Origin of the sequence: Vibrio sp. Vb1026, from assembly GCF_033338745.1 — a bacterium.
Classification (GTDB): Bacteria; Pseudomonadota; Gammaproteobacteria; order Enterobacterales; family Vibrionaceae; genus Vibrio; species Vibrio alginolyticus.
This window is the reverse complement of the sequence record NZ_JAWOTH010000001.1, coordinates 91,994-105,322: the sequence shown is the minus strand read 5'-3', so window position 1 is coordinate 105,322 and position 13,329 is coordinate 91,994. Positions and strand designations below refer to the sequence as shown.

Annotated in this window: 12 protein-coding genes; 7 read left to right on the top strand and 5 right to left on the bottom strand. The window is 43.3% G+C overall.

What is annotated here, in order from left to right:
• Nucleotides 1–779: 779 nt before the first annotated feature.
• On the top strand, nucleotides 780–2,750 hold the full coding sequence (locus R7E47_RS00540) for a replication initiator protein RctB domain-containing protein (protein ID WP_005374502.1): 1,971 nt from the start codon (nucleotides 780–782) through the stop codon (nucleotides 2,748–2,750).
• 289 nt (nucleotides 2,751–3,039) lie between these two features.
• Here the strand turns inward: R7E47_RS00540 and R7E47_RS00535 are convergent, their stop codons facing one another.
• Genes R7E47_RS00535 through R7E47_RS00525 form a run of 3 tightly spaced genes read right to left on the bottom strand, consistent with a single transcriptional unit; the run spans nucleotide 3,040 to nucleotide 5,290 of the window.
• Nucleotides 3,040–3,507 (bottom strand): hypothetical protein, encoded by a 468-nt coding sequence (locus R7E47_RS00535; RefSeq protein WP_005374501.1) that lies wholly within the window; start codon nucleotides 3,505–3,507, stop codon nucleotides 3,040–3,042.
• Nucleotides 3,507–4,439 (bottom strand): ATP-binding cassette domain-containing protein, encoded by a 933-nt coding sequence (locus tag R7E47_RS00530; RefSeq protein ID WP_017821873.1) that lies wholly within the window; start codon nucleotides 4,437–4,439, stop codon nucleotides 3,507–3,509. Before R7E47_RS00530 ends, R7E47_RS00535 begins: the two co-directional genes overlap by 1 nt.
• Before the next feature lie 2 nt (nucleotides 4,440–4,441).
• The gene (locus tag R7E47_RS00525) at nucleotides 4,442–5,290 is read right to left on the bottom strand and encodes an ABC transporter ATP-binding protein (RefSeq protein WP_005374497.1); all 849 of its coding nucleotides are present in this window, start codon (nucleotides 5,288–5,290) and stop codon (nucleotides 4,442–4,444) included.
• Nucleotides 5,291–5,651: 361 nt separating this feature from the next.
• Here R7E47_RS00525 and R7E47_RS00520 point away from each other — a divergent pair, with 361 nt between their 5' ends.
• Nucleotides 5,652–5,849, top strand: coding sequence for a PA3496 family putative envelope integrity protein (locus tag R7E47_RS00520; protein WP_005374493.1), 198 nt, complete (start codon nucleotides 5,652–5,654; stop codon nucleotides 5,847–5,849).
• Between the two features lie 238 nt (nucleotides 5,850–6,087).
• Nucleotides 6,088–7,149, top strand: a complete 1,062-nt coding sequence (ribA, locus tag R7E47_RS00515) for a GTP cyclohydrolase II (RefSeq protein ID WP_017635221.1) — start codon at nucleotides 6,088–6,090, stop codon at nucleotides 7,147–7,149.
• 68 nt (nucleotides 7,150–7,217) lie between these two features.
• On the opposite strand, the gene R7E47_RS00510 is transcribed toward ribA, so the two are convergent.
• On the bottom strand, nucleotides 7,218–7,973 hold the full coding sequence (locus tag R7E47_RS00510; protein WP_005383196.1) for a substrate-binding periplasmic protein: 756 nt from the start codon (nucleotides 7,971–7,973) through the stop codon (nucleotides 7,218–7,220).
• A gap of 68 nt (nucleotides 7,974–8,041) precedes the next feature.
• On the opposite strand from R7E47_RS00510, the gene R7E47_RS00505 reads away from it, so the two are divergent.
• From R7E47_RS00505 to R7E47_RS00495, 3 genes are all read left to right on the top strand, one after another.
• Nucleotides 8,042–9,940 carry an ATP-binding protein gene (locus tag R7E47_RS00505; protein ID WP_054575279.1) on the top strand — a complete coding sequence of 633 codons (1,899 nt, stop codon included), beginning with the start codon at nucleotides 8,042–8,044 and terminating at the stop codon, nucleotides 9,938–9,940.
• Between the two features lie 100 nt (nucleotides 9,941–10,040).
• A complete protein-coding gene (locus R7E47_RS00500; protein WP_005374484.1) occupies nucleotides 10,041–10,250 on the top strand; it encodes a DUF3283 family protein in 210 nt (69 codons plus the stop codon).
• Nucleotides 10,251–10,385: 135 nt separating this feature from the next.
• A complete protein-coding gene (locus tag R7E47_RS00495; RefSeq protein ID WP_005374482.1) occupies nucleotides 10,386–11,102 on the top strand; it encodes a YebC/PmpR family DNA-binding transcriptional regulator in 717 nt (238 codons plus the stop codon).
• Nucleotides 11,103–11,175: 73 nt separating this feature from the next.
• Here the strand turns inward: R7E47_RS00495 and rodA are convergent, their stop codons facing one another.
• Nucleotides 11,176–12,258 carry a rod shape-determining protein RodA gene (rodA, locus tag R7E47_RS00490; protein ID WP_318083519.1) on the bottom strand — a complete coding sequence of 361 codons (1,083 nt, stop codon included), beginning with the start codon at nucleotides 12,256–12,258 and terminating at the stop codon, nucleotides 11,176–11,178.
• A 393-nt stretch (nucleotides 12,259–12,651) separates the two neighbouring features.
• Here rodA and R7E47_RS00485 point away from each other — a divergent pair, with 393 nt between their 5' ends.
• Entirely contained in the window at nucleotides 12,652–13,320 is a 669-nt protein-coding gene (locus R7E47_RS00485) for a hypothetical protein (protein ID WP_038898418.1), read from the top strand.
• The last annotated feature ends 9 nt before the right edge of the window (nucleotides 13,321–13,329 follow it).

Here is a 13,329-nt window from a genome sequence, read left to right as displayed (position 1 = left end):
ATCATGGAAAAATAGAGCAGAGTACGGTGTAAACACTCAAATAAAATAAGATCCATTAATCGGAAATATGATCAAGCCTTAGAATCTCTCGGAAGCATGAGTTTTCTTCTCTGATTTACGGTTGAGTGCAGACAGAATGGGGGATTGAGCAGAAATTGACGGTATAGAAGCCGGAACAATGAAATTGCTCAAGTTGCTATGATAAATCACGCTCTCATGATCATGCTTCCTGTAAATAAGCAGAGACTAGGATTTACTTCTAAATATGAGCGACTTGAATGTATTTTAATCAGATGAGTGATATCTCATCAATATGGACGCCAGAACGATAGATATATTGGCTCTTGATCATCGATCCGAGTATAAATAACATCACCAATGCACGATATAATCATCGTGAAGATCATTATTAAATACTGCATCTGTGGATAACCTGTAAAAACATCATGATCATCGTTTCAAGACTCTTTTGATCATCTTTTCATAACCTTAATGATCATGCTTACGAATAAATATGATCATGCTTTCAGGTTATTGTTGATCATACTTTCAGACTTCTTATGATCATAGTTCCGAAATACATGGAAGCAATAGTCTTATAGAACAAAAGCTTAGCGAAAAATTTCAAGCCAGATCATTAGATCATATAATCAATTAAGATCAGATTAATCAAAAAGATCAGTTATTTAAAAAACAATCTTTTTTCTTTATTTATGATCTGTTTTTCTTTATTCTTCGGAACCATAGCACAACTACGGCTAGTGTGATCTGGATCTAAAATGACGGCTGATGAAAAAATTCTGATTAAAGCACCGAGAAGCCACAAAGATGGCCATCTTTTTGAGGTACATGAATCCTCTGCGGATTGGGTAGAGCAGTACCAACATTTCAAAGGGGTGACCAAAAGCATCTTAGAGTTGCTTAATCTGATCTCATTACGAGGCTTCAGCAGCAAGGATGGTTTGGTTTCAACCACTGAGATTGTGGAAGCAACAGATGGGCAACTCACACGCGCAGCCCTGCAACAACGTTTGCGCGCGGCAGTAAATATTGGTTTATTTACTCAAACTCCAGTGCGTTTTGAAGAGGGACTTGCTGGTAAAACGATGCTACATAAATTTGTGAATCCCAATCAGCTTATATCTGTGTTGGGAGCAACAAGTCTTGTTACCGACAAAGTTCGCCAGAACGAGAAACAAAAACGTTCGAAAGCATTGGCTCAGACTCAAGTAAACAAACGTTTGTTGAATGAGCACGGGTTAAACACACCTCCCACGATGAAAGATGAAGCCGATCAATTTGTTGTATCTCCAACAAATTGGGCTGGGATCATTGATCAAGCACTTGCGCCACCAAGAACTCGAAAAAGTTATCAGAAATCCATGGTGTCGATCTCTGGCACAAAAGCCGTTATCGAGACGCGATCATCCAAAAATATCATGACTGTGGATGATCTCATGACCCTGTTCGCTCTCTTCACGTTAACGGTTCAGTATCATGATCATCACAAAGATCAGTATCAGCTTGATGCGGCTCACGTACCAAACAAAACGCCGCTATACATCACTGATATTTTGTCGCTCAGAGGCAAAAAAGACAGTGGGCCAGCTCGTGATTCCATTCGCGATAGCATTGATCGCATTGAATTCACTGATTTTCAGCTCCATGAACTTACTGGACGTTGGCTAAGTGAAAACATGCCAGAGGGCTTCAAAAGTGATCGTTTTCGTTTTCTTGCACGAACCATCACAGCCTCTGAAGAGGCACCAGTGGAGGGTAGCGATGGTGAAATTCGTATCAAGCCAAACTTATATATTTTAGTTTGGGAACCTTCGTTTTATGAAGAGCTGTTAACACGCGATTATTTCTTCTTGTTTCCGCCAGAGATCTTGAAACAACATACGTTGGTGTTTCAACTGTACTCTTTCTTCCGTAGTCGCATGGTTCGTCGTCACACGGATTGCATGCTACTGAGTGAGTTAAATCAGAAGCTTGCACGTAACATTGAATGGCGTCGGTTCTCCATGGATCTGATCCGTGAGCTGAAACGCTTGTCAGACGGCAAAGGGACAGACGATCTTTTTGTGGTGAACTTATGGGGCTATCACTTAACGATCGAAACTATGATCGAGAATGATAAAGTGATGGATTACCAGATCGACATCAAATGTGACGTCGAAGAGGTACTGCGTTACTCACGTGCTCGTACAACCAACGCAGGCAAGCGCAACATGGCGCCTACGCTGCCAAACCCGCTTCGTAATGAGATGGTAACCCGACAGCAGCTTGAGGAGCTCTCAGGCATCATAGACGGCGAATTTGAGCCCATTCAACGCAAAGCACCGTCTCCAAGAGGAAATTTAGGGCGACGCGTGAAGCAAAGAAAACATTTGGTAGAGATCAATGCTGATGAGATCACCATTACTCTATCTAAATATACCTCACCAGAGGCTCTAGAACGCAGTATAACGGCTTTGTCTGCGATGACAGGGCACTCGTATGCCTCAATCAAAGAAGAGTGCTCAGATTACATAGAGAAGCTCGATTGGCTAAGGGTAGGGGATGAGCCGATTCCTTATGAGACATTAAGTAAAACCGTCGAGCTGTTTAACACCCAGAACGATGTTAAGCATCTTACCATCGAGCGACTGATTGCGGGGTTAGCGGTGCGTCGGAAAGTTTGTCGTCAAATCTTCGATGGTCACATGGATGAAATGGTATTTCGTGCCTTGGATGAAATGGCGATTTAAAAGTGTCGCTTGATGTGTATCAAGCTATAGGTGTGATGTATCGGTTTGAAATGTAACAATGTCTTTCGATGATAAAAAACAGACTTAACTCTTACAAACCACTGACATTAGAAGCTAAGCCTAATACTACTATTTATCCCGAATAGACAACCTTTTGTCCTTTCTGATGATTAATAGATTGGCTCATATTGTTACATTCATTCTGAATAGACTTCGCGAGTTTCTCCTCAGGAAACTCGCTTTTTTTTGCCTAAAATTCCGCTAATTAAGCCTTGATCATTTTTCCGGACTAATGAGGTAAACCTTGATCATGCTTCTTGGGTTCATTCCAATGTAATGAACGCATCAACGCAACATGTGATTCGATTAAGCTATGGGCTTGTTCCTGCCACTTGTTTTGATCACACTGCTGATTACAAAACTCTAAAGCCACAACGGTGAGATGCTGAAGTCGTCTCAAACACCAATCTTTGATCAGAATATCAGTCGAGACTTGGCATGCTGCTTGTTCAAGCTTTGCACTCGTATAAAGCAAGGTTTGATATGCTTTCTGAGGGTCTTGGTACCTTGCATGTTGAAACACGCGTAAACATCCATCCAACCAGCAAGCAATCGCTTTACTTTGAAGATCACTCAATTCGGGTCCAAACACGTCATCAGGCACCTGATATAAGATCGTTTCCAATTTTTCTACTTGATCATGTTTCCGCTGTTCGTACCACATGGCGATTTGATCTTGCCAAGTACTCAAATCCATTACGCTGCCTCAGTCCATTGTTTTACATAGTGATTTGGCCCTATTTGATCAAATTCGTCGACAATTATGCTGCTACGTTGACGAATTTCATCGGCATCTATCGAATAGTTTGGCTCATTTTTCACTAAGTTACCAAAAGGTAAGTCAGGATCAGGAACGGCAGAAATCAACAGCTTAGTATAAGGATGCTGCGGATTCTTAAGTATTGAATGAGTGTCGCCCCATTCAACGATTTGCCCTTTGTACATTACTGCGGTTTCTTCCGCGATGTAGTGCGCAGTCGCCAGATCATGAGTGATGTATAAAAAACCAATTCCCAGTTCTTGCTTCATTCGTTGCATTAAATTCAACACTCCCAAGCGAATAGAAACATCCAGCATAGACGTAGGCTCATCCGCAAGAATGATTTGCGAACCTACCGCTAAAGCCCTTGCTAAGTTTACTCGCTGACGTTGCCCACCACTGAGTTCGTGAGGGAACTTATTCAATGTCTCTTCAGGTAGTTCCACCAGCTTTAGGAGCTCTTCCAAGCGGGCTGGGATGTCGCGCTCGTTTTTGACTTGTTTATGAATTTTTAAAGGACGTGTTAGGTGATGGCGAATGGTATGAGTTGGATTGAGAGAGCCAAACGGGTCTTGAAACACCATTTGTACTTTACTGCGATATTCTTGTAGAGCCGATCGTGACGTGATCTCATTTATGTCAGTGCCATTGAAAAGGATCTCGCCTTCCGTTGCAGGATAGACTTTGGTTATTAAGCGAGCGCAAGTACTCTTACCGCAGCCTGACTCTCCAACCAAAGCCAAGGTTTTTCCTGCGTACAGATCAAAAGTCACTCCTTGAAGCGCACGAAAGGTTTCCTCTTTCGCTAAACCACCGCCCACTTTGAATTCTTTAATCACATTTTTCATTTGGATGATAGGCTGGCTCATGGTTACGCTCCTTGTAACTCTGGTTGTTTGTGGACGTCATGGATGTTTGGGAAAGAAGCCCATAGCTTTTGCGTGTAGGGGTGTTGAGGATGATTGCGTATATCGTATGCTCGATTGACTTCGACGATTTCTCCGTGACGCATGATTGCAATTCGATCACATAGTTGGCTCATGAGTGCCAGGTCATGAGTGATAAAGAGGACTGAAAAACCGAACTCATCTCTAAGCTGATAAATTTGCTGTAAAATTTCTCTCTGTACCACTACATCTAATGCTGTTGTGGGTTCATCCATAATGATCAGTTTTGGATTTAGAGACAAAGCAATGGCTATCACCAACCGCTGACGCATTCCTCCTGAAAATTGATGAGGATATTCTGCTAAGCGTTCTCGAGGAATATTGACCAAGTCCAACAACTTTTCTGCTCTATCTTTTGCTTGAGCGTTAGTGAGGCCTTGATGGTGTCGTAACACATCTGCAAATTGCTCTTGTATCGTTAAGACAGGGTTGAGTGAGTTCATCGCGCTCTGGAACACCATGGCGATTTCACTCCACCTTAGAGCGGTCAGTTCAGAGTCTGAGATACTAAGGATATCTTTGCCATCAAACCATATTTTACCGCCAGAAATGAACGCTGGCGGCTTATGAAGACGATTTATTGAGAATGCGATTGTGCTTTTACCACATCCAGATTCACCGGCGAGACCAAATACTTCGCCTTTGCCGATATCAAAGCTGACGGACTTTACCGCATTAAAATCACCATTATCAGTGATGTAATCGACGCACAAATCTCGGATCTGGATGACCGGGTCATTGTGGTATGCATGACTTAAGTTAATACCATCCATATAAACACCTAACCAATCTAAAAGATAATTATTATCATTATCAGGTGTGACGGTTTTTAGAAAGTATCAAACCATGAATCAGTGAAGTGACTCGAAAGTTAGGTGAAACAGGAAGTGGTGTAATGCGTCGTTGATAAAACTAAAGAAGAGCAGAATTGAGAGCTAGATCAGCACACTTTTCGTAGGGGGAATTACTCAAATTTAATCGTAAATTTGTCCCTTGGCAAAACTTAAATGATTAATCTATTAAGGAGTTAACGAAAGGGCGGGAGGGGTCACATTTCCCTACAGTTTTTCTTACCACCTTGTTCCGGTTTTGCTATAGATTACGCATCGAAAACATGGTGTGTTCGGAGGAAATATGTCCATTAATTCTATCGACCATGACGAGATGACCAACATCGCTCACAAATGGGAATTACCTGATGAGGAAACCGTTGTGAAGCCAGAGAAAACAGTGAAATCAGCAGAAGCCAGAAGACGCATTGAAGCGTTACGTGAGATCCGTGAAAGTGGGTTGACCATTGAAGAAGCAAGGGAGCTTGGCTTGATACACTGATCGCCTCAGGTTGGTTTAGCAACCCATAGGGTAGTCGACGGACTGCCCTTTTTATTTTTTCACTCTATTACTCTCTTATTCAAACTCTCCATTTATCTGTCTTGCGCCTCAAAAGCACGAGTTTCACACTCACGTCCCGTCCCGAAGAAGTTTGACAATCTGACCTTGTGTTACTAGATATATCAGTAGCGATATGCTTTTTGTTGATTATCGCAACCACAAAGCAAGGAGCGCAAGTATGGTTGATCAAATCCTTTTTTATGAGCCCGATGAGCCCCACGGTTTTCTCTCAAATTTTTGCCATGCCCCAGTCAATATCTCCTCCCAAACTTGGCCCACCAGCGAACATTATTACCAAGCCCAAAAGTTTCTCGATGCTCAGTTGCAAAGTAAAATTCAGCACGCAAGCACCCCTGACGAAGCGTTTGCTTTAAGCCGCAAATACGAACACTTTGTCAGAAGCGATTGGGACGATATAAAGTTGGCTGTTATGGCTTTCATCGTTAGGGAAAAGTTTCTACAAAATCCACCATTAGCGCAGCAATTAATGAGAACGGGTAACGCTTGCCTAACAGAGCATTCTCATAAAGATGCCTTTTGGGGAGACGGGGGAGATGGTAAAGGAGAAAATCATCTAGGAGAGATTCTGATGAATGTGCGGGCAGAGCTGAGACATGTTGAGCCTTACAATCTCGTGAAGTTTATCGATAAAGCCAAATTGCCCACCCAGTGGGGCACATTTATGATGTACGGCTTTATTGAAGCCGCGACAAATAAAGAGCATCTTGCTCTGGTCTATGGCGAGCCAACAAAAAGTGCAGCTCCACTTATTCGGTTGCATTCGGAGTGTCTTACCGGAGATGCTCTATTTAGCACGCGTTGTGACTGTGGTTTTCAGCTTAATAGAGCGCTACAAAACATCGTCAAAGAGGGATGTGGCGTGCTGCTTTATTTACGTCAAGAAGGGCGTGGAATCGGCTTGATTAATAAAATTCGTGCCTATCACTTACAAGATGATGGCGCAGATACCGTGGAAGCAAATGAACGTTTAGGTTTTGCCGCTGATATGCGTGATTACGCGTTCTGTAAAGGAATGCTAGAGCATTTGGGGATTGACGCTGTGCGTCTAATGACGAATAACCCACGCAAGCTCGCCGCCTTAAAAGCGGTTGATATTAACGTCATTGAACGAGTGCCATTACAAGAAGGGAATAACCCAAGTAATCAACATTACCTGCAAACCAAGGCGAGTAAATTGGGGCATATGTTTGATCCTAAGTTTGTTAACCACACTAAGTAAGTTCTACAGATTTCTCAGAAACAAAAACGCCAACGTATCATCGCTGGCGTTTTTGTTAATGAGTTGATTCATTGATACTTTTGAATGATTTCATCAATTTCCCCTGAGGTTTTTAATTCAACGAGTCGTGTATTGATGTAATTTTGAGTTTCTGGTTGCATTTGAGGTGAAAAAGCTAGGTAGATTGAGTAGTCAGGAATAACCGAGCTGAAAGGCTGTATCTGAAAATTCTCTAACGGCAAATTGAGTCGCTTTAAGTTGTAAAGGACTCGGGATTCCATCTCGACAAAAGCTGTATCTCCAGGGGTTCGGCTTATCACTCGGTATGCGGCGTTGTAGTCTTTCACACGCATTTCATTGACACTGCCATTTTCAAAGAACGGTGTTAAATTTGGATAATCAAACCCCAGCAGTAATACAATAGAACGACCATGCATCGTATCCATATTTTTGAATTCTAAAGGCTTCTCGCTACTCGACACCAGTACATGTTTTACAGTGTAAATGGGCTCCTCAGATAAATTTTCCGATTGCACCTTGCCCCAGTTCGGGCTGCCATAAGTTAACCAGTTTGGCTCAGCGCCTTCTTCCAATATGGAAATCATACGTTTAAATGGATAAGTATGATAATTCACTTGGTAATCCGACTCCGCGAAGATAGCGCTGACGATATCGGTCACAATTCCGGAGTGCATTTGTCCCTGTTGTTCAATTTGAAATGGTCGAGCTTGTTCAGCAATGACGTAATAGTTCACTTGATTTGCGGTCACATGAGAACTTACAACAATTAAGCTAAAAGCCAATCTAAGTAGAAGTCTTTTCATCGTATCCTCGATTATTATTTGTGCGTAGCTATATTTAGAGTAGCGCAAGTTTATCGGAGCGGTTTCATATGGATGAAAAAGAGCGATCTCAACGTCGTTTTAGTATCGGCAACCAACTTATGTTGGCGGTATTAACGTTGAGTTTAATCTTTACGGTCATCATTTCTACAGTGAGCTTATATCGAGTTTTTCACGAAGATTTAGCCCATTTAGATGTTGAATTAAAGCAGGTTGAGTCTAGCTATTTATCGAGTTTTTCTGCGAGTTTGTGGGTAGAGGATAGGGAGCTGTTGCTGACACAAGCTCAAGGTGCAATGCGTATGCCCTCGGTGGACTACTTACGTATTGCTAGTGAAGACGAAGTTATCATTGAATTAGGTTCGGCGCTTTCTGAGGATGTTGTCGAGAGAAGCTGGCCGATGCAGTATCGGGTCGGCGATAAAACGTATGATCTCGCGATATTAACGGTTCAATCGGATCTTAGCGCGATATATGAAGATCTTTGGCAGCAGTTCTTTTTTCTACTTACGACAGAAGCGATCAAAATTCTTGTCCTCATCATTGGTGTTCTTTGGGTGGCGTTTCGCTTGTTGGTCAATCCGTTACAATTGCTGTCTGGTGCGGTGAGCGATTTTCGTGGCGGTACAGTGCCGAGTAAAGTGACTCTCCCTAAACGATGGTGCTTTGATGAAGTGAGTGTTTTGGCAGAGAAATACAACCGAAGTGTTGAGAAAGTGAAAGAGCACCAGACTGAGTTAGAGGCTGAACGCGATAGGGCAGAAGTCGCTAATCGTAAGAAAAGTGAGTTTCTTGCCACTATGAGTCATGAGATCCGCACACCGATGAATGGCATTATTGGTGTGTCGTCGTTGCTCAATGACACCGACCTCGATCCCCAGCAAAAAGAGTTTGTAGAGATCATTGACAGTTCTTCTCACTCACTAATGACGATCATCGACGACATTTTGGACTTCTCTAAAGTTGAAGCTGGCAAAGTAGAGCTGGAATACACGAGCTATGATCTTCGCGAGCTACTTGACGATGTCATCAGTTTACATAGTGTCAAAGCCAAGCAGAAAAACTTACAGCTGCTCAGCGATATTGATCCTCACTTGCCAATGGAAGTGCAAGGTGATGCCACACGATTGAAACAAGTTCTGAACAATTTGTTGAGCAACGCGATTAAATTTACCGAGCGCGGCCATGTGAAGCTTCTTGTAGCGTTATCTCGACTTGATGGAGAGACCGCTCATATCCGGTTTCGAGTTGTGGATTCTGGTATTGGTATTGCGAAAGAGCACCAACAAGCAATCTTCGAACGCTTCCAACAAGCTGATGGTAGTACCACCAGAAAGTATGGTGGGACAGGGCTTGGTTTGGCGATAGCTGCACAGTTGGTTAACTTGATGGGAGGGGAAATACAACTAACAAGTGAGCTTAGGCTGGGAAGCTGTTTTGAATTTTCGATTCCTGTTGCTGTAATAAATGCGCAATCGACCTATACCGACCAACTTAATGTATTAGATTTCCCGAAAGCGGAAGACAACGAAATCAGCCCTCAAGATAACGATAAACCTTGGGTATTGGTTGTTGAAGATACCATCGTCAATCAGAAGGTAGTTCGCATCATGTTAGAAAAACTGGGTGTGCGAGTGAGTGTCGCCAACCATGGCGAAGAAGCATTGCAGCTGTGTGATCAGCAGCCTTTCGATTTGATTTTTATGGACTGCCAAATGCCTGTGATGGATGGGTTTATTGCTACGGAGCGAATTCGAAAAATGGGAGAGTGGGGGAAACACGTTCCAATTATTGCGCTAAGTGCCAATGTCATTAAAGAGGATCAGCAACATTGCTTCGATGTTGGGATGAACGAGTTCGTGGCTAAACCCGTTACCAAGACTCGATTACAACAAATATTCGAACAGCATTTACCAAAAGCACTGAAAATCAGCGCTGTGCCTAAATAGTTAACTTGAAATCGATCAAGTTAAGTGCGTTTCTATTCTGTAATTGTAACTCTGTGTGATATAGTGCCCGGCTAGTATTTAAAGTACCTTGAGGCTGTGAATGTCGTTTAATCTATCCCTATTGCCGCCTGACGAAAAAAACAAAATCGAACTGGATAAGCAGGCGTCGTTTTTGGTTTGGAAGCTCAGAGAGGCCAAATCTGGTCCTGAAGCAATAGAAGAACAGTTGTCCAAGATTAACGATGCTGATGAAAAGGCGTTTTTCCAGCAATCGGTCGAAAAGTACAAACGAGTAATGGGTGTCGCTTAACGCGAACCGTGGCAATGGTTCAATCCAATGCGACGAATGAGGTAACCTCCCTATTCCTTTGCTAAGCGAAATTGAAAAGGTTTCGCTTTTTGCTAAAATCCTTCGCATTAAATTTGAATTTAGAGAGACATCCCGATGGGAAGAAGTTTTGAAGTGCGCAAAGCCTCTATGGCGAAAACTGCAGGCGCGAAAATTAAAGTTTATTCCAAATACGGTAAAGAAATTTACATGTGCGCGAAAAACGGTGGTGGTGATCCAGACATGAACTTGTCTTTGAAGCACCTGATCGCAAAAGCGAAAAAAGACCAAGTTCCTGCGCACGTTATCGATAAAGCGATCGACAAAGCGAACGGTGGCGGTGGTGAAGACTACACTCCAGCACGTTACGAAGGCTTCGGTCCTGGCGGTACTAGCGTTATCGTTGACTGTCTAACAGACAACGGCAACCGTACTTTCCAAGATGTACGCCAATGCTTTGTGAAAGTCGGTGCGAAAATTGGTGTTGAGGGCTCGGTTTCTCACATGTTCGATCACCAAGCGGTATTTCAGTTCAAAGGCGACGATGATGAAATCATCCTAGAAACGCTAATGATGGAAGACGTAGACGTTACTGACGTTGAGCTAGAAGACGGTGTTATCACTGTATTCGCACCTCACACTGAATTCTTCAAAACAAAAACTGCGCTTAACGGTGCATTCCCAGATCTAACGATCGATGTTGAAGAAATCACATTCGTTCCGCAAACTCATACGCCTGTATCGGGTGAAGATGCTGAGAAGTTCCAGAAATTCCTAGATCTTCTAGATGACTGTGATGATGTTCAGCAGGTTTACCACAACGCAGAGCTGTAATTAATTCGCTCATATCGTTGTAAAAAGGCTTCCTCAGGGAAGCCTTTTTTTGATCGCTTTTTCTCAAGCAGAGCTATGCGTTACGATATTTGGAATAACACAGCGACATGATTACACCAAAACAGATACCTTGAGTTAGCATCGCCGTGCCGCCATAGCTAAAGAAGGGAAGTGGGCTACCCATTACTGGCAACAAGCCACTCACCATGCCCGTATTGATAAAAGCATACAGAAAAAAGCTCATCGCTAATGCGCCACTTACCAGCCGACTAAAAAAGTGGTCAGACTGACATGCAAGCAACATAACGCGTGCAGTAATAAACAAGTACAATGCGAGTAAGACTAAACTGCCAACAAAGCCCCATTCTTCCGCATAGGTCGAAAAAATAAAGTCCGTATGACTTTCTGGAATAAAGCCAAGTGTTCCCTGCGTTGCATTCATCCAACCTTTGCCTTTCATACCGCCTGAGCCAATTGCAATCAAAGATTGGATGATTTGGTAGCCCGAACCCAGTGGATCGGACTCAGGGTGCAAGAACTGTGTTACACGGCTCTTTTGATAGGTTTCCATAACGAAGAACCATAAAATAGGTGTTAACGTTAAAATGCTCGCAATAAACCCGCAGATTATTTTCCAGCTCATGCCAGCCAAAAACAAAACGAACAATGCATAAATGATGGTAAAAACAGCACCGTCTAAATCCGGTTGTAGCGCGATTAACCCGGCAGGAATCATTGTAATAAGTAAGCAAAACGCAATTTTCCGACTGTCTGGTCGACCTCCTTCAATATGCAGCATCCAGGCGATCATGATTGGAATGGAAAGTTTGATTAGTTCAGACGGTTGAAAGCGGAAGAAGCAGATATCGAGCCAACGTTGAGAGCCATTGGTGCTATCACCAAATAAAGCGACAGCAAGTAGTAGCGTAACCGCAATAATGTAGAGATATGGAGCTGAGCGCTGATAGCTGGACGCTGGAATCGAGGACATGACCAAGATACAAACTAATGTCAGTCCGCAGCGCGCCAAATGTTTGAAGAGCATCGCCTCATTAAAGCTACTGGCACTCCAGAGAGTGAGCGAACTTAACAGCATGATCGGAATGATCGCCATGAGTAGTGGCAAATCAACTCTTGGGAAATAACGCTTATTCATTTTCAACGACCTAATAACGCACCTATTTTGAGTGCGAAAACAACTAAAACTCGAAGAGTTCAAACTATTCCGATGCTAAGAATCTCGATTTGGAAACAACAGACACCATGCAAAGGTGTGTAAGAAAGGAGAGTGCGACACTGTCTGTTATGGGTAGTTGTGGGATGGATAAATACACTAGCCTCAGATTTTAAGCCAGTGTTTTTATTGTGACTGCCGTAAAAATGTAGCGTTACGAATGAACGGAATTGTATTTTCTGTTTAAGTGAATGTCATTCATCCTCTCTCAATACCATTCACTCCGCATAATTGCCATTGGTCGCATGCACAAGCAGCGTGCGACCTTCTCCCTTAATCTGAAACCATCAAATCACGTTCAACTAAGGACAGTACATGATGGTTTCTCAATCTCGCTCAATCAAAGCTCTTAAACTGGCAAGTACGTTTATCGCCGCATTTGCACTTAGCAGCAATCTGGCTCTGGCTAATCCAAGCGAGCGCACACTCAGTCAATTCAACCAAGCGGCGCAGGGTGACTCTGGTTTAGTTGATACCGTTTACGGCGAATTATCCAAACAACTTGAAGAGCAGGGCGCAACGCCGGTGACCTTGGTTTACTTGGGCAGTGCGGAGACGTTGCAAGGTCGTGAGGCGTTTATGCCTTGGAACAAGATGAAGTTCACCGAGCGCGGTCTTGCCACAATCCAAAAAGGTTTGGACTTAATGGCGAATCAGCCATTACCACTGCAAGAGCAACAACGCTTACAAGGCTTGCCGGAATACCAGCTAGCTACCGCCATGGCAGCTACTACGTTTACCTCTCTGCCAGACATGTTCAATCACTTTGAGCGTGGCTACGAGCTGTACCTTTCTCTGCTCGATGAACCGAGTTTTAGCCAACAACCTTTCGCGGCTACTTCGTGGATTTACCGTTATGCCATTGAAGCGGCACTGCGCGCTGAAGATGTTCAACAAGCCAAAATATGGTTAGCGCAAATGGAGCAATTGGGCGACAGCAATCTAGAAACGCAAACCGCGAAAGCGCTGCTAGCCAAGTATTAGGGAGGCGTC